Origin of the sequence: Streptomyces sp. NPDC047981, assembly GCF_040653315.1 — a bacterium.
Classification (GTDB): Bacteria; Actinomycetota; Actinomycetes; order Streptomycetales; family Streptomycetaceae; genus Streptomyces.
In genome coordinates, this window is the sequence record NZ_JBEZNQ010000032.1 from 37,968 (window position 1) to 54,150 (window position 16,183).

Annotated in this window: 15 protein-coding genes; 6 read left to right on the plus strand and 9 right to left on the minus strand. The window is 73.4% G+C overall.

The genetic code is table 11. The features are described from left to right. Window positions 1-10: 10 nt before the first annotated feature. From AB0E14_RS20430 to AB0E14_RS20460, 7 genes are all read right to left on the minus strand, one after another. The gene (locus tag AB0E14_RS20430) at window positions 11-1,162 is read right to left on the minus strand and encodes a glycerate kinase (RefSeq protein ID WP_362419605.1); all 1,152 of its coding nucleotides are present in this window, start codon (window positions 1,160-1,162) and stop codon (window positions 11-13) included. Between the two features lie 11 nt (window positions 1,163-1,173). After that, window positions 1,174-2,607: an SLC13 family permease gene (locus tag AB0E14_RS20435; RefSeq protein ID WP_362419608.1), complete on the minus strand. Its 1,434-nt coding sequence runs from the start codon at window positions 2,605-2,607 to the stop codon at window positions 1,174-1,176. A gap of 82 nt (window positions 2,608-2,689) precedes the next feature. Continuing rightward, window positions 2,690-3,352: a response regulator transcription factor gene (locus AB0E14_RS20440; protein ID WP_362419611.1), complete on the minus strand. Its 663-nt coding sequence runs from the start codon at window positions 3,350-3,352 to the stop codon at window positions 2,690-2,692. Further along, the gene (locus AB0E14_RS20445; protein WP_362419614.1) at window positions 3,349-4,791 is read right to left on the minus strand and encodes an ATP-binding protein; all 1,443 of its coding nucleotides are present in this window, start codon (window positions 4,789-4,791) and stop codon (window positions 3,349-3,351) included. The genes AB0E14_RS20440 and AB0E14_RS20445 overlap by 4 nt, the downstream gene beginning before the upstream one ends. Beyond that, the gene (locus tag AB0E14_RS20450) at window positions 4,766-5,050 is read right to left on the minus strand and encodes a small hydrophilic protein (RefSeq protein WP_362419617.1); all 285 of its coding nucleotides are present in this window, start codon (window positions 5,048-5,050) and stop codon (window positions 4,766-4,768) included. The genes AB0E14_RS20445 and AB0E14_RS20450 overlap by 26 nt, the downstream gene beginning before the upstream one ends. Before the next feature lie 101 nt (window positions 5,051-5,151). Next, window positions 5,152-5,433 carry an Lrp/AsnC ligand binding domain-containing protein gene (locus AB0E14_RS20455; protein WP_017238849.1) on the minus strand — a complete coding sequence of 94 codons (282 nt, stop codon included), beginning with the start codon at window positions 5,431-5,433 and terminating at the stop codon, window positions 5,152-5,154. Next, the gene (locus tag AB0E14_RS20460; RefSeq protein ID WP_362419620.1) at window positions 5,430-6,182 is read right to left on the minus strand and encodes a rhomboid family intramembrane serine protease; all 753 of its coding nucleotides are present in this window, start codon (window positions 6,180-6,182) and stop codon (window positions 5,430-5,432) included. Before AB0E14_RS20460 ends, AB0E14_RS20455 begins: the two co-directional genes overlap by 4 nt. Before the next feature lie 156 nt (window positions 6,183-6,338). On the opposite strand from AB0E14_RS20460, the gene AB0E14_RS20465 reads away from it, so the two are divergent. From AB0E14_RS20465 to AB0E14_RS20485, 5 genes are all read left to right on the plus strand, one after another. Continuing rightward, window positions 6,339-6,581, plus strand: a complete 243-nt coding sequence (locus tag AB0E14_RS20465; RefSeq protein ID WP_260228851.1) for a hypothetical protein — start codon at window positions 6,339-6,341, stop codon at window positions 6,579-6,581. A 34-nt stretch (window positions 6,582-6,615) separates the two neighbouring features. Then, entirely contained in the window at window positions 6,616-7,980 is a 1,365-nt protein-coding gene (locus AB0E14_RS20470; protein WP_362419623.1) for an NYN domain-containing protein, read from the plus strand. 257 nt (window positions 7,981-8,237) lie between these two features. Continuing rightward, a complete protein-coding gene (locus tag AB0E14_RS20475) occupies window positions 8,238-9,266 on the plus strand; it encodes an NlpC/P60 family protein (protein ID WP_362419626.1) in 1,029 nt (342 codons plus the stop codon). Between the two features lie 206 nt (window positions 9,267-9,472). Beyond that, window positions 9,473-10,489 carry an NlpC/P60 family protein gene (locus AB0E14_RS20480; protein WP_362419629.1) on the plus strand — a complete coding sequence of 339 codons (1,017 nt, stop codon included), beginning with the start codon at window positions 9,473-9,475 and terminating at the stop codon, window positions 10,487-10,489. 40 nt (window positions 10,490-10,529) lie between these two features. Then, entirely contained in the window at window positions 10,530-11,744 is a 1,215-nt protein-coding gene (locus AB0E14_RS20485; RefSeq protein ID WP_362419632.1) for a hypothetical protein, read from the plus strand. Here the strand turns inward: AB0E14_RS20485 and AB0E14_RS20490 are convergent. Further along, complete coding sequence (locus tag AB0E14_RS20490; RefSeq protein WP_362419635.1) at window positions 11,701-12,990, minus strand: glycosyltransferase family 87 protein; 1,290 nt, start codon at window positions 12,988-12,990, stop codon at window positions 11,701-11,703. The two genes, AB0E14_RS20485 and AB0E14_RS20490, sit on opposite strands and share 44 nt — an antisense overlap. A gap of 98 nt (window positions 12,991-13,088) precedes the next feature. On the opposite strand from AB0E14_RS20490, the gene AB0E14_RS20495 reads away from it, so the two are divergent. Further along, the gene (locus tag AB0E14_RS20495) at window positions 13,089-14,231 is read left to right on the plus strand and encodes a glycosyltransferase family 4 protein (RefSeq protein WP_362419638.1); all 1,143 of its coding nucleotides are present in this window, start codon (window positions 13,089-13,091) and stop codon (window positions 14,229-14,231) included. A gap of 55 nt (window positions 14,232-14,286) precedes the next feature. Here AB0E14_RS20495 and AB0E14_RS20500 read toward each other — a convergent pair whose 3' ends face one another. Beyond that, window positions 14,287-16,083: an AMP-dependent synthetase/ligase gene (locus AB0E14_RS20500; RefSeq protein ID WP_362419641.1), complete on the minus strand. Its 1,797-nt coding sequence runs from the start codon at window positions 16,081-16,083 to the stop codon at window positions 14,287-14,289. Window positions 16,084-16,183: the final 100 nt, after the last annotated feature.

Below are 16,183 nucleotides of genomic sequence, written 5' to 3' on the forward strand. Positions count from 1 at the left end.
CGCCTCGCCTTCACGCCGCGAGTCGGGTGCCCACCAGGACCATCCGCAGGGCGCGCTCGGCCGCGTCGGCGAGGAACTCCGCGCCCCGGTCGAGCGCCTCGGGCAGGGCCACCGGGGCGGGCAGGATCGAGCCGTAGGCGTCCACCCCCACCGCCCGGACGTGGTGGGCGCCCTGGCCGAGGGTGCCCGCGAGCGCGAGCACGGGGACGCCGTGGGCCTTGGCCCTGCGGGCCACCTCGGCCGGGATCTTGCCCCGCACGGTCTGCCCGTCGAGGGCTCCCTCGGCCGTGATGACCAGGTCGGCGCGGGCCAGTCGGGCATCCAGGTCGATCCGGTCGAGCAGCACCTCGAACCGCGGCAGCAGCCGGCCGCCGAGCGCGGCGAGCCCAGCGCCCAGGCCGCCCGAGGCGCCCGTGCCGGGAGCCGTCCGCAGCTCGACCGGGCCCGGCAGGTCGCGGCCCAGGACGGCGGCCCACCGCTCCAGGGCCGCCGACAACTCCTCGACCTGCTCCGGGCTCGCGCCCTTCTGCGGGCCGAAGACTCGCGCCACGCCCCGCTCGCCGCACAGCACGTTGTACGGATTGCAGGCCACGAGGAGCTCGGTCCGGGCGAGCCGGGGGTCGAGGCCCGTACCGTCGATCCGGTCGAGCCGGTTCAACGCGCTTCCCCCCAGGGGGAGTTCGACCCCCTCGGCGTCCAGGAGCCGGGCGCCGAGGGCCTGGAGCGCACCCGCCCCGCCGTCCGAGGTGCCGGAGTCGCCGCAGCCGATCAGGACGCGGCGCGCCCCGGCGTCAAGGGCGGCCCGGATCAGCTCGCCGACCCCGAAGGTCGTCGTGCCGCCCGGGTCGCGCCGGCCGGGCGGCACCAGCGAGAGGCCCGCGACGGCCGCCATCTCGACCACCGCGGAGGAGTGGTCGAGGAGCGCGAAGTGGGTCCGGACGGGTGCGCCCAGCGGGCCGGTCGCGACCCGGGGCACCAGCGTGCCCCCGGTCGCGGCCGCGAGCGCCCGCGCCGTGCCCTCACCGCCGTCGACCAGCGGGATCAGATCGAGGACGGCGTCCGGACAGGCCCTGCGCACCCCCTCGGCGATGGCCTCGGCGGCCTGAGGGGCGGAGAGGGACTCCTTGAATCCGCTGGGGGCGACGGCGATACGGAAGGTCATGGCCGGGACTGTCATGGCTGGGACTCCAGAAGGACGGGCACGCCGAACAGCGGCCAGACGAAGAGGGCGAAGCACAGCACCAGCGCGGCGCTGAGCGGGGCGAGCACGGCGGAGAGCCGCAGCAGATGACGCGGGGTGAAGCCGGGTACGCCGTCCGGTGGTTCGGCGAAGAGCGCGACCGGCTTCGCCGAGGACGGCAGGGTGTGGCAGAAGCCGGCGGCGGCCGTCGAGGCCAGCGCGGCGGCCACCGGATTGACCCCGGCGGCGACCGCCGCCGCGATGACGAGCGGCACGAGGACGGAGGAGCGGGCGGAGCGCGACTGGAGCACCAGGTGCGCGGCGGTGCCGATCACCACGACGGCGGCGAGGAACGCCCAGGCGGGCAGCCCGTCCACCGGAAGGCCACCGACCAGCCAGCCCGCCGCGCCGGAGTCGACGAGCGCCACGCCCATCGCCGTGGTCGCCGCCATGAACAGGAGCATCGGCCAGGGCACCGACCCGAGCCCCTCCTTGAGCCGTACCGTCCCCAGCGCGGGCGAGGAGGCCACCACCGCGCCGATCAGCGCGACGACCGCGGGCGACACCCCGTGCAGCGGCTCCGAGCACCAGAGCGCGACCACCGTGCCGAGCAGCAGCAGACAGCGGGTCTCCGCCGTGGTCAGCGGACCCGACACGGGGGTGGGGGAGTGCTCCTGGAGCCGGGCGACCGTGATCCGTACCGGCTCGCGCCGGTCCGCCCGGCCCGTCGTCGTCAGCAGGACGGTCTCCGCCGCCAGATGGGAGGAGACCACCGCGAGCGGCAGGCCGAGGACCAGCCACTCCACGAAGCCGATCGGCTCACCGGTCCGGTCCAGGAGCAGGCTCACCGTGATGAGGTGCGCGCCCGCGCCGATCAGCGTGGCCACCGCCGACAGCAGGACGACCGTGGGGAAGAGCAGCGCCAGCATCACCACGAGGCGGCGCCGCTCGGCGAGCACCTGGGCCAGCGCCAGGAAGACGGGCAGCGCGAGCGCCGCGCGGCCCGAGGTGGCGGGGACCGCGAACGCGGTCACCACCAGGGCGGCGGTGGTCAGATGGACCAGCTGCCGTACGGTTCTGGCGCCGCTGACCAGGAAGGCGGCCGCCCGCCCGGCGAGCCCGGTCCTCGTCACGGCTGCGGCAAGGACGAACGCGCAGATCAGCAGCCAGATCGTCGCGTCGCCGAGGGTGCCGAACAGGGTGTCCGCGCTGATCACCCCGGTCGCGGTCAGCGCGAGCCCCGCGCCGAGGGCGACATAGGTGTCCTCGACGGGGGCGGCGATCCAGGCACAGGTCGCGAGGGCGAAGACGGCCAGGGTGAGCCGGGCCTCGCCGCCGAGCCCCGGGGCGGTGCCGGGGACGGCGAGCACGGCGCAGAGGCTCAGGGCCAGGCAGAGCCAGACCGCCTGGCGGAGGGAGAGGTTCACGCGAACCACTCTCCGGGCCGGAGGTGAGCCGGCCATGAGCCCGTCATGAAGGAAGGTTCACGCGGACGGCGGGGGCATCCCGCTACGGCATGCGGTACCCCATGCCCCGTACGGTCTCCAGGCGTTCCGCCCCGAGCTTCTTGCGCAGCGCCCGGACGTACACGTCCACGATGTTCGAGCCCGGGTCGAAGTCGTAGCCCCAGACGTGGGAGAGGATCTGCTCCCGCGAGAGCACCTGGCCCGGGTGGCGCAGGAAGAGTTCGAGGAGCACGAACTCACGGGCGGTCAGATCCACCGTCCGCTCCCCGGCCCTGGCCCGCCGGGTGCGCAGGTCGAGACTCAGGTCCTCGCCGCCGCGCAGCACGGTGACCTCGGGGGTGCGGGCGGCGGTGCGCAGCCGCAGCCGGATCCGGGCCAGCAGCTCCTCGAAGCGGAACGGCTTGGTCATCCAGTCGTCCGCGCCGCCCTCCAGGCCGGCCACCGTGTCCCGTACGGAGTCACGGGCCGTCAACACGATGACCGGCAGCGTCACCCGGGCCTCGCGCAGTTCCCGCAGCACGGTGAAGCCGTCCCGGCCGGGCAGTCCTATGTCCAGGAGCATCAGGTCGAAGCCGCCCGAGACGGCCCGGGCGAGGGCGGTGTCGCCGTCGGCGGCGACCGTGGTGGTGAAGCCGTTGGCACGCAGCCCCTTCTCCACGAAGGAGGCGATCCGGTCCTCGTCCTCGGCGATCAGAATGCGGTTCACGGCGACTCCTGGAGGGTGAGGACGAGGACGAACGTGGCCCCGCCGCCCTCGGTCGGGCGCAGTTCGACGCGCCCGCCCCGATGGCCCTCGGCGATGGCCTTGACGATGGAGAGCCCGAGCCCGGCGCCGCCGGTCCTGGCGCCCCGGCGGGCGGTGCCGCGCCGGAACCGTTCGAAGATGATGTCGGCGTCCCGCTCCGGTACGCCCGGCCCGCGGTCGGCGACGGACAGCTCGATCCGGTCCTCGACCGCCCGCGAGCCGATCGTTATCCGCCCGCCGGCGACGGTGTGCTGGACCGCGTTCTGCGCGAGCTGCACCATGGCCTGGGTGATCCGCTGGGGGTCGAGGACGGCCGGCCGGTCGGCGACCCCGTCCAGGACCCAGTCGCGGTCGCCCAGCGCCCGCGCCTTCACGAAGACGTCCGCGGTCAGCTCGGCGAGCTGGACGGTCTCGGTGCGTACGAAGTCGGGGCGTTCGGCCTTGGCGAGGAGGAGCAGGTCCTCCACGATCCGGCTCATCCGGTCCAGCTCGTCGGTCACAAGACGGACGGTCTCGCGCTGTTCGGCCGGGTCCTCGCCCATCAGCTCCAGATGGCCGCGCACGATGGTGATGGGCGTGCGCAGTTCGTGCCCGGCGTCGTCGACGAACTGGCGCTGCCCGGCGAACGCCTGTTCAAGCCGGTCCAGCATCGCGTTGAAGGTCTCGGCGAGCGCGGCGATGTCGTCCCGGCCCTGGACGGGGATCCGCTGGGTCAGATCGCGCTCGGTCAGCTCGGCGGCGGTCGCGCGTACCACTCGTACGGGTGCAAGGATGCGGCCCGCGACCGCCCAGCCGATCCCGATCGTCATCAGCAGCGCAAGCCCCGATATGGCGAGCAGCGCGCGGAACGCCTCGTCGGCGACGGCCCGCTCGCGGTCCGCGTGGAAGGCGACCACGAAGGCCGCCCCGCGCGCGGCCCCGCTCCTGATGGGCACCTTCGCCCAGCGGACCTCGCCGCGCGGGCGGTCGAGCCGCCCCGAGGAGTCGCCGGAGACGGCGATGGCGTCGAGCGAGGGGCGGTCGCGGTGCAGGGCGAGGGAGGCGGGCAGGTCACGGGACTGCCGGATCACCCGGAGCCCCTGGCCGGGCGGGCCGACCAGGCCGAGGAGTTCCTCGTCCGGGTCGGAGTACTGGCGCTGGAGGAAGACCCGCAGCAGCGCGTCCGGGTCGGTGAACGGGCCGCCCGTCGCGGGGTCGACGCCCTGCGCCACGAAGTTGGCGAACTCGCCGGTCTCCTGGGTCAGGAGCTGGTTGATGCGGTGGTCCACGTCCCGCAGCAGGATGGAGCGGGTGGTCACGGCGACGGCGGCCAGGGCCACGGCCATCACGAGCAGCAGCCAGAGCAGGATGCGGACGCGGGCGGACACCCGGTGGTCAGCCCTCGTCACGGAGGTCGTCATCGTCGTCGCCGGTGGCCGAGGGCCCGGGCACGACCGCGTCGGACGGCGGCGGGGTCGAGGACGCCGTCCCGCCTGACGGAGGCATGGACGTCGGCGGTGCGGGCGTCGGTGCCGGCGCGCTCGGCGCGGTACTCAGTTCCACGGCCGGCGGCACCCGGGGCGCCTCGGGCTCGTCGGTCAGGGCGTAGCTCGTCGCCGCTATCCCGAGCGGGATGGCGACGACGGCCGCGAGCGTGGCCAAGCGATGGGTGAAGGACATGGGATCAGGCTCGCGCGCGCGGGCGCCGGCGAGGATGAGGCCCCGATGAGGATTCCTTCATCTTCGCCGCGGGACCTCGCCGCGGGACGTCGCCCCCGGAGTCAGGACTCCAGGCCGATGGCGAAGGCCGCCTCCAGGTCGTGCTGCGAGTACGTACGGAACGCGACGTGCGTGTCCGTCGCCTCGACGCCCGGGATCTTGCTGATCCGGCCGGGGATGACGTCCGCCAGGTCGTCGTGCCGGGGCACACGGACCATGGCGATCAGGTCGTACGTACCGGTCACCGAGAAGACCTCGCTGACGCTGTCGAGCGCGGCGATCGACTCCGCGATCTCGGGGATGCGGTCCACGCTGGTCTTGATGAGCACGATCGCGGTGATCACGGCTGGCTTTCTCCCTCGGTCGCCGCGGCTGGGGTCCTCACTGTATCCCCACCCCGGTAGCGGCCCCAGGCGTAGAGGAAGCCGACGGCGAAGCCCACCACATGGGCCAGGTACGCCACGCCCGGGCCCGCGCCCGCCGCGCGGGCCGCCAGCCACTGCAGCACGAACCAGAAGACCAGCACGATCCAGGCGGGGAAGCGCAGCGGAAGGAAGAGCAGGAAGGGGAAGAGGCTGGTCACCCGGGAGCGGGGGAAGAGGAAGAGGAACGCGCCGAGCACCCCCGAGATCGCCCCCGAGGCCCCCACCAGCGTCTGCTCGCTGTCCGCGTACGCCGCCGCGTAGCCGAGCAGGGCCAGATAGCCGCAGCCCAGGTAGAAGACACCGAAGGCGAGCGGGCCCATCCGGTCCTCGGTCATCGCGCCGAAGACGTAGAGGAAGAGCATGTTCCCCAGCAGGTGCAGCCAGCTGCCGTGGACGAAGAGGGCGGTCAGCGGGGTGAGCAGGGTGCGCGGCGGCCCGCCGCCCATCAGTTCGGCCGGTACGACGCCCCAGCGGTGGAAGTACGCGCTCTGCGCCGCGAGGACCGCGTCCCCGGTCCCGTACGCGGGATTGAGGCCCGAGACCGGGCTGATCAGGAACACCAGGCAGCAGGCGCCGATCAGGGCGTACGTCACCGTGGGCCCGGTCCGGAAACCCCGCCAGGTGCCGACGGCCGTCCGCCGCCAGTCGATCCGCCGCCAATCGATCATGGACAGATCATGGCGTAACGGTGCCGAACTGGACAGAGTGCCTCGCCGCGACACGGGGTACGCGCAAGGCCGTAGGGTTACGCGTTGTACCTCAGCGGTTCGACGGCGCACCGCGGCACCCGCACTCGCATGACGCACATGAAAGAGGACGGCACGATGACGACGGTTCCCCTGCCGACCGCCGAGACCCGCTGGCGCTGCACTCTCTGCGGCAATCTCACCAGGTTCGATGTGACCCGCTCCTCGAAGGTCGTCGAGTACGTCCATCTGGATCTCGCGGGAGAGCCGAAGGTCGAGGAGCGCGAGGTGGTCAGTGAGACCATCGAGTCGGTCCGCTGCCGCTGGTGCAACGCGGTGGACCAGATCGAACTGGTGGACAGGCCCGGCACGGCTTCCTGACGGAGCGGTGCGAATGACAATGGGGTGACGGATCGTGGAGCAGCCCGCGCACGGTGGAGAACCGGCCGGCGCGGCAGGTGACGCTGCCGAGGCGCTCGACCGCCCGCTGCCGGACGGCGTGCGGCGCAGGGTCGTCGCGCTGGTCTCGGACGCCTTCGGCGGGCTGACGGTCGCCGAACTTCCGGCACCCCTGCGGCAGTACGCCCGCTTCACCGCCAGCCGGCGGGCCAAGTTCGCCGGCAACGCGATGGCCGCCGCCCTGGAGAGCGATCCGCTCTTCCGGCAGCGGATCGGCGAGCGCTTCAAGGAGGCGCAGCCCGAGCTGGCCGGGGCCGTCGAGACCGGCGCCCCGCCGGCCGCCGCCGACCCCGTCGACGTCGCCGCGGCCGCTTATGTGCTGCGCCCGGTCGGCTGGGTCAAGCTGGTCGCCGCCGCCGGTGAGGAGGCCCAGCGGGCCGACGCCGAGCGGGCCGACGAGGCGGGCCGGCGCGAGCTGGAGCGGCTGCGCGAGGAGGTCGCCACCGCGAAGGACCGCGGCCGCGTGGAGACGGAGCAGCTGCGCCACGATCTGGAGGCGGCCCGCAAGGAAGCCGAATCGCTTCATCGCAAGCTGCGCAGCGCCCAGAGCGATGTGAAGCGCGGCGAGGCGGCCCTGCGCAGGACCCAGGCCGAGATCGACACGATCAGGGCCGACGCGGCGGCGCAGGTCTCGGCCGCCGAGAGCGAGACCCGCCGGCTCAAGGCCCGGCTCGGTGAGGTCGAGGCGGCCCTCGAAGCCAGCCGCCGCGCCGCGCGCGAGGGGCGCTCCGTCGAGGACATGCGGCTGCGGCTGCTGCTCGACACCGTGCTCGACGCCGCCCAGGGGCTCCGGCGCGAACTGGCCCTGCCGCCCGTCTCCGTGCACCCCGCCGACACCGTCGACGCGGTGGAGCCCGGCCGGATGTCGCCGAAGGACATCGCGGCCCGCGCGCTCTCCGAGACCGACCCGGCCCTGCTCGACCAGCTCCTGGCGCTCCCGCAGACGCATCTGGTCGTGGACGGCTACAACGTCACCAAGACCGGCTACCCGACCATGCCGCTGGAGAAGCAGCGGCTGCGGCTGCTCGGCGGGCTCTCCGCCCTCGCGGCCCGCTCGGGCGCCGAGGTCACCTGTGTCTTCGACGGGGCCGAGCTGGCCGCCCCGGTCCTCCTCGCGCCGCCGCGCGGGGTGCGGGTGCTGTTCTCCAAGCCGGGTGTCACGGCCGACGAGTTGATCCGCCAGCTGGTGCGCGCCGAGCCGCCGGGCCGTCCGGTCGTGGTCGTCTCCACCGACCGCGAGGTCGCCGACGGGGTCGCCAAGGCCGGTGCGCGGCCCGTCGCGTCCGCCTTGTTGCTCAAGCGGCTTTCGCGCATGTCGTGAGGGATCGCAAGTCCTGGGCGTAATGCCCGGATTCTGGAGGGCGCAGGGTCAAGTGCCGCTTACCGCCCGTGTGGTGCGTGTAAATAATGTGCCCTGTGAGCGAGATTTTGCCCATGAGGATTTGAACTGATCACAAGATGGTCACTAGGGTCGGGCCTCGAACCTTCGCGCGGTTGATCATCCATCCGGGATGTCAGGCGGAGGGACCGCCTGACGCAGTTCGGTTGGGCGGCTCGAGGAAGAAGGAGCTCGCCTTCGTGGCGTCCCACCGTCGACCCAAGCAGCCGAGCCGCACCCGTGTGACCGTGCTCGGCGTCACCGCCGCCGCTGCCGTTGCGCTCACCGCCCAGACCGGTGCCCAGGCGGCTCCCAAGCCGAAGATCGACGAGGTCAAGTCGAAGGTCGACAAGCTCAACCACGAGGCCGAAGAGGCCACGGAGCAGTACAACCTGGCCGAAGAGCGGCGCGGCAAGCTCCAGGGCGAGATCAGCACCCTGCAGGACAAGGTCGCCCGCGGCCAGCAGGAGCTCAACACCCTGCGCAACAGCATCGGTTCGGTCGCCTCCGCGCAGTACCGCTCCGGTGGCATCGACCCGGCGCTCCAGCTCTTCCTCTCCTCCGACCCGGACACCTACCTCGACAAGGCGTCCGCGATCGACCAGCTCGGCGCCAAGCAGGCCGACGTGCTCCAGTCGATCCAGGCCAAGCAGCGCACCCTCGCGCAGCAGCGCGCCGAGGCGACGACGAAGCTTGCCGACCTCGAGGACGTCCGCAAGACCCTGGGCGAGAAGAAGAAGGCCTACCAGGGCAAGCTGGCCGAGGCCCGCAAGCTGCTCAACACCCTCACCGCCGCCGAGCGCGCCAAGATCCAGCAGGACGAGCAGCGCGCCAGCCGCGCCGCCGGCGAGCGGGTCAACCTCGGCAACGAGGTGCCGGCCTCCCAGCGCGGCGCGGCCGCGCTCAGCGCCGCCGCCACCCAGCTCGGCAAGCCGTACGTGTCCGGCGCCGAGGGCCCCAACTCGTACGACTGCTCCGGTCTGACCCAGTGGGCCTACCGCCAGGCCGGCGTGACGCTCACCCGCACGACCTACACCCAGCAGAACGACGGCGTGAAGATCGGCCGCAGCCAGCTCAAGCCGGGCGACCTGGTCTTCTTCAACGGCCTTTCGCACGTGGGTCTGTACGCGGGCAACGGCACGATCCTGCACGCCCCGAAGCCGGGCGCCGTGGTCCGCTACGAGTCGATGAGCTACATGGGCACCTTCCAGTTCGGTGTCCGCATCTGACACGTACGACCCTCGCGACTCCACGCCCAATCGGGTGGTTCGTCGCATCCTTCGCTGACGTGACGCCCCGCCGGTGACCTTGTGGTCTCCGGCGGGGCGTCACTTTGCGTGCCCGAGAGCTTCGTTGGACGGGGAGTGATCACCGGCTACTGTCTGCCGCGCCGGTCCGGGCAACCTCCGGGCCACCAGCGAACGGAGCGCGATACGTGGCGTCCCACCGACGACCCGCCAGGGTCACCGTCCTGACCGCCGCCGCGGCCACCGCGGCGACGGCCTTCGGCGCCGTCCCCGCGAGCGCCGACCCGAGCGGCACCCCGGAGACGACGCGCGCCACGGTCGACCGGCTCTTCGAGGAGGCCGAACGGGCCACCGAGGGCTACAACAAGGCCGACGAGCGCGCGGACGGGCTGCGCAGGACGGTCGCCCAGGCCCGGGACAGCGTGGCGCGCGGCCAGGAGCGGGTCAACCGCATGCGGGACGCGCTCGGTTCGGTCGCCGGGGCCCAGTACCGCTCCGGCGGCATCGACCCGGCCCTCGCCCTGCTGCTCTCCTCCGACCCCGACTCCTACCTCGAACGCGCCTCCGTCCTCGACCGGGTGGCCGCCCGGCAGGGCCTCGCGCTCGGCCGGCTCCAGCAGGAGCAGCGCCGGCTGCACCAGCAGCGGACCGAGGCCACCCGGCTCCTCGCCGAGCTGGAGCTCAGCCGCACCCAGGTCGCCCAGCACAAGCGAGCCGTCGAGCGGAAGCTCGCCGAGGCCCGCCGGCTGCTCCAGTCGCTGACGGCCGAGGAGCGCGCCGACTTCGAGGGCCGCGCCTCCCGCTCGGGCCGCGAGGGACTGGAGGAGCTGCCGCCGATGGCCGACCTCGGCCCGGCCTCCTCACGGGCCGCCGCCGCCGTGATCGCCGCCCGCGGCGCCATCGGCAAGCCGTACGTGTGGGGCGCGACCGGCCCGTCCGGCTTCGACTGCTCGGGCCTGATGGTCTGGTCGTACCGGCAGGCCGGGATCAGCCTGCCGCGGACCTCGCAGGCGCAGCGCCACGCCGGCCGCCAGGTGCCGCTCTCCCAGGCGCAGCCCGGCGACCTCGTGACGTACCGCAGCGACGCCAGCCACGTCGGGATCTACGCGGGCAACGGACAGGTCATCCACGCCCCCTATCCCGGCGCCCGGGTGCGCTACGACCCCGTGGGGATGATGTCCCACGTGACGGTGACGCGGGTCTGACCGGACACCTGTCCGCCCGGCTGCCCGTACGATCGGGAGCGTGGCAGGTCAGGGGCGTGGTGCGAGGCGGACGGCGGCGGCCTGTCTGCTGACGGCGCTGCTCGGCCTCGCCGGGTGCGCGGCCCCCGGGCCGGTCGACCCCGCGCCCCAGGAGATCCGCACGCTCCTCGACCGGCACGCGCGGGCGCTGCTCACCCGCGACGAGGCGGCCTACGCCGTGGCCCTCGACCCCGCCCACGCGCCCGCCGCCCTCGCTGAGTTCGAGCGGCTCGCCGAGGTGCCCCTCGCCTCCTGGGGCTACCGCCTGAAGGACGTCGACCGCTCCGGGCAGGACCGGGCCACCGCCCGCGCCGAGCTGAGCTACCGGATCGACGGCTACGACTCGGGGCCCGTCACCACCGAACGCGTCCTGGACCTGACCGAGCGGGACGGCCGCTGGTACGTGACCGCCGACCGGCCCGCAGAGGGCGCCACGCAGCAGCTCTGGCAGCAGGGCGAGGTGGAGACCGTACGGGGCAGGCACAGTCTCGTCCTCGGGGTCGGGCAGTCGGAGGAGCGCCTCAAGGCCGTCGCGGCGTACGCCGACCGGGCCGTGCCCGCGGTCTCTGCGGCCTGGCCCGGGCAGTGGGCGCGCCGGGTGGTGGTCCTCGTCCCGGCCACCCTCGACGGCATGGGAGGCCTGCTCGGAGCCCCGGCCTCCTCGTACCGGGGGATGGCGGCCGTCACCACCGGGGAGGTCGGGGGCGGCCCGGACGCGCCCGCGGACCGGGTGATCGTCAACCCCGAGGCGTACGGCGTGCTGGGGGAGTTCGGGCAGCAGGTGGTCCTCACCCACGAGACGACCCACGTGGCCACCCGCGCCGCGACCTCCGCGGCCACCCCGGTCTGGCTCTCGGAGGGCCTCGCCGACTGGGTGGCGTACCGCGACACGGGCCGCACGGCCGCGCAGGCCGCCCCCGAGCTGCGCCGGGCGGTCCGCGCGGGCGACCTGCCGGCCGCGCTGCCCGACGACAAGGCCTTCGCCTTCGGCGGCGACGCCGACGCCCTGGCCCGCGCGTACGAGGGCGGCTGGCTCGCGTGCGCGATGATCGCGGAGCGCTGGGGCGAGCCGGAACTGCGGGACTTCTACCGCGCGGTGGGCGCCCATCCGCAGCGCGAGGGCGCGGTGGAGAAGGCGCTCGCCGAGGTCCTCGACACCACCCCGGAGGAGTTCACCGACGACTGGCGGGCGTACCTGCGGCAGCGGCTGGGGTAGCCGCCCGCAGCGGTTCCCGCTGGGCCGGGATCGACAGCGGGGTGAGGCGCGGCTCGGTCACCGTCTGCCGCCACAGGACGCGGCAGGCCGAGACCGACGCGGCGACCAGTAGACCGTTCCGTACGAGCAGCAGCGTGACCCCCAGCGGGTCGCTGTCGGTGACGTGCGAGAACCAGATCGGGAACTCCAGCTGGGTCACCGCCGTCGCCCACAGCACCAGCAGCGCGGGCCGGCGCATCCGGCTCGCCCGGTACGCCGTGCACACGGCGGCGAGCCCCACCAGCCAGATCATGTACTGGGGGCTTATCACCCGGCTCGTCGTGGTGAAGAGCAGCACCGCGACGAAGGCCGCGTCCGCCGTCGTCGACGAGGTGAACGCCCGGGCCCTGATCCGCCACACCAGGAGCCAGCCGAAGGCGGCGAAGGTCAGGGCCATGGCCGCGGTCGAGACGGAGGAGACGTACGGCCCGAGGAACTCGATCGAGCCGTAGTTCATCCGCACCTCGCCGTCCCACCCGACGTACCGGGCCAGATGGAAGACGAGCGCGCCGAGCGACTCGACCTCCGTGCCCCGGTCCCGCTGGAAGTTCAGGAACGCCAGCGCCCCGGGCGCCGCGAGGACGCACAGCAGCAGCAGTCCCGCCGCCGAGCCCGCCGCCGCGGGCCAGGAGCGGAGCGTCGCACGGCCGCGCGGGGTGCCCGCGAGCAGCAGCGCGGGCCAGACCTTCAGCATCGCCCCCAGGCCCGCGAGGGCCCCGAGCACGGCCGGCCGCCGCGCCGCGGCGAGCAGCGCGGCCACCGCGACGGCGGTCACCATCAGGTCGTACCGGGCGTACGCGGTCGGGCCGAGCAGCGGCACGCCCGCGATCCAGACCCACGCACCGCGCGGGCTGCGGCCGCGCCGCCGTCCCGTGTACCGCAGCAGTCCGTAGACGAGCGCGTCGCAGAGGAAGGCGAGCACGAAGAAGGCGGCGGCGTAGTCCAGGAACGGCAGCAGCGCTGGGGAGAGGATCGCCACGGCCGCGAGCGGCGGGTACTGCCAGGTCACGTCGTCCAGCGGGTACGTGCCGGTCCGCAGCACCTCGAACCAGCCGCGGTAGATCTGGTCGATGTCGCTGGTGACGTCGGGTCCCGGGACCCTGAGGACCTTGAAGACGCAGAGCAGCAGGACGATCCGGGTGACCGCCCAGACCAGATCGGGGTTCCTTCTCGCGCGCTCGGCAGCCGTACCCAGTACGCCCGTCATTCCTGACTCGTCCAATCCGTCGGTCGGTCTGTTCGGTCCGCGCGGGCGGAGGGGTGGTGTTGCCGGGCGGGGGGTGCCGTCACGTACATTCGGCGACGATGCACAAGACCCTGATCGTAACCAACGACTTCCCGCCCCGGCCCGGGGGAATCCAGGCCTTCCTGCACAACATGGCGCTGCGCCTGGATCCCGAGCGGGTCGTGGTCTACGCCTCCACCTGGAAGCGCAGCCGTGAGGGGATCGAGGCGACCGCCGCGTTCGACGCCGAGCAGCCTTTCACGGTCGTGCGGGACCGCACCACCATGCTGCTGCCCACGCCCCGGGTCACCGCCCGGGCCACCGCGCTGCTGCGCGAGCACGGCTGCGAGTCGGTCTGGTTCGGGGCGGCCGCGCCCCTCGGTCTCATGGGCCCCGCCCTGCGCCGGGCGGGCGCGCGCCGGCTCGTCGCGACGACGCACGGCCACGAGGCGGGCTGGGCCCAGCTGCCCGGCGCGCGGCAGCTCCTCCGCCGGATCGGCGAGGGCACGGACACGCTCACCTACCTCGGCGAGTACACGCGCTCGCGGATCGCCGGGGCGCTGACCCCGGCCGCCGCGGGGCGGATGGTCCAGCTCCCGCCGGGCGTCGACGAGAAGACCTTCCACCCGGGCTCGGGCGGTGACGCGGTACGGGAACGGCTCGGGCTCACCGACCGCCCGGTCGTCGTGTGCGTCTCGCGGCTCGTCCCGCGCAAGGGCCAGGACACGCTGATCAGGGCCCTGCCGGAGATCCTGCGCCGGGTGCCGGACACGGTCCTGCTGATCGTCGGGGGCGGGCCGTACGAGAAGGACCTGCACCGGCTCGCCACCGAGACCGGTGTGGCCGATTCCGTACGTTTCACGGGCGCGGTGCCGTGGGCGGAGCTCCCGGCCCACTACGGCGCCGGTGACGTCTTCGCGATGCCCTGCCGCACCCGCAGGGGCGGCCTGGACGTCGAGGGCCTCGGCATCGTCTACCTGGAGGCCTCGGCCACCGGGCTCCCGGTCGTCGCGGGCGACTCGGGCGGCGCGCCCGACGCGGTCCTGGACGGCGAGACCGGCTGGGTCGTCCGCGGCGACGCCCCCGAGGAGTCGGCGGAGCGCGTCGCGACCCTCCTCCTCGACCCGGAACTGCGCCGCCGCATGGGCACCCGCGGCCGCGAGTGGGTCGAGGACCGCTGGCGCTGGGACCTCCTGGCGGAGCGCCTGAAGGAACTGCTGTAGAGACGTGAGGGCCCCCGGCGCACTGCGCCGGGGGCCCTCACGTCCGGGTTCCGCGCTACGCGCGGTAGATCGCCTCGATCTCGTCCGCGAAGTCCTTCGCCACCACGTTCCGCTTCAGCTTCAGCGACGGCGTGATGTGGCCCGCCTCCTCCGTGAACTGCGCGGGCAGGACGCGGAACTTCCGCACGGACTCGGCCTTCGACACCGCCGAGTTGCCGTCGTCCACCGCCCGCTGGACCTCCGCGATCAGGTCCGCGTCGTCGCGCAGCGAGGCCGCCGTCGAGCCGGCCGGCTTGCCGTGCTCCGAGGCCCAGCGGCCCAGGAACTCCTCGTCCAGCGTGACAAGGGCGCCGACGAACGGCCGACCGTCGCCGACCACCATGCACTCGGCGACCAGCGCATGCGCCCGGATCCGGTCCTCGATGACCGCCGGGGCGACGTTCTTGCCGCCCGCCGTCACCAGGATCTCCTTCTTGCGGCCGGTGATCGCGAGGTAGCCGTCCTCGTCGAGGGTGCCGATGTCCCCGGTGTGGAACCAGCCGTCGGCGAGCGCTTCGGCCGTCGCCGACTCGTTCTTCCAGTAGCCCGAGAAGATGTGCTCGCCGTGCAGCAGCACCTCGCCGTCGTCGGCGATCCGCACCACCGAGCCCGGCAGCGGCTGACCGACCGTGCCGATCTTCTGCCGGTCCCACGGGTTGAACGCGGTCGCCGCGCACGACTCCGTCAGGCCGTAGCCCTCCAGGACCGTGAAGCCGATCCCGCGGAAGAAGTGGCCGAGCCGCTCACCCAGCGGCGCGCCGCCCGAGATCGCGTACTCGCCGCGCCCGCCGAGCACCGCCCGCAGCTTGGAGAAGACCAGCTTGTCGAAGATCTTGTGCTTCAGCCGCAGGCCGAACGACGGGCCCTGCGGCGAGTCGATCGCCCGGCTGTACGCGATCGCCGTGTGCGCGGCCTTGTCGAAGATCTTGCCCTTGCCGTCCGCCTGGGCCTTGGCCCGCGCCGAGTTGTAGACCTTCTCGAAGACGCGCGGCACGCCCAGGATCAGCGTCGGCCGGAAGGAGGCCAGCTCGTCGGTCAGGTTCTTGATGTCCGGGACGCAGCCCAGCTTGATCGGCGCCATGACGGACGCGACCTCGACGAGCCGCCCGAAGACGTGCGCGGCCGGCAGGAAGAGCAGCACCGAGCACTCGCCGGTGCGGAAGAGCGGCTTCAGGCGCTCCACGACGTTCCCGCACTCCGCGAAGAAGGCGCGGTGCGTCAGCACACAGCCCTTGGGGCGGCCGGTGGTGCCCGAGGTGTAGACGATCGTCGCCGGGTCGTCCGCGTTCGCGGCGGACATCCTCTGGTCGAGGAGCTCGTCGGAGATCTCCGCGCCCTCGGCCGTGAGCTGCGCGACCGCGTCCGCCTCGATCTGCCGGACGCCCTTCAGGGCCGGCAGCCCCGCCCGCACCGACTCCACCGACTCCGCGTGGGCCGCGGACTCGACCAGGGCGAGCGTGGCGCCCGAGTCGCCGAGGATCCACTGGATCTGCTCCGGCGAGCTGGTCTCGTACACCGGCACGGTCACCGCGCCCGCGCTCCAGATCGCGAAGTCGAGGAGCACCCACTCGTACCGCGTCCTGGACAGCAGGGCGACCCGGTCGCCCGGCTCCACGCCCGCCGCGATCAGTCCCTTCGCGGCCCCTCTGACCTCGGCGAGGAACTGCGCTGCGGTGACGTCCGTCCAGACGCCCGCGACCTTGCGTCCCATCACGGCGACATCGGGGTGCTGAGTGGCGTTGCGGCGGATGAGATCCGTCAGATTGCCGTCCGAGGGGACCTCGTACAGGGCCGGAAGGCTGAACTCGCGCAAGACTGCTGCTCCTCATCGGGCGCCGGCGCCACGGCTCTGTGTGATGCACCGGTGCGGTCCAAGATCGCAGGTGCTCAGTGGGGTGAGCACAACTGGACTG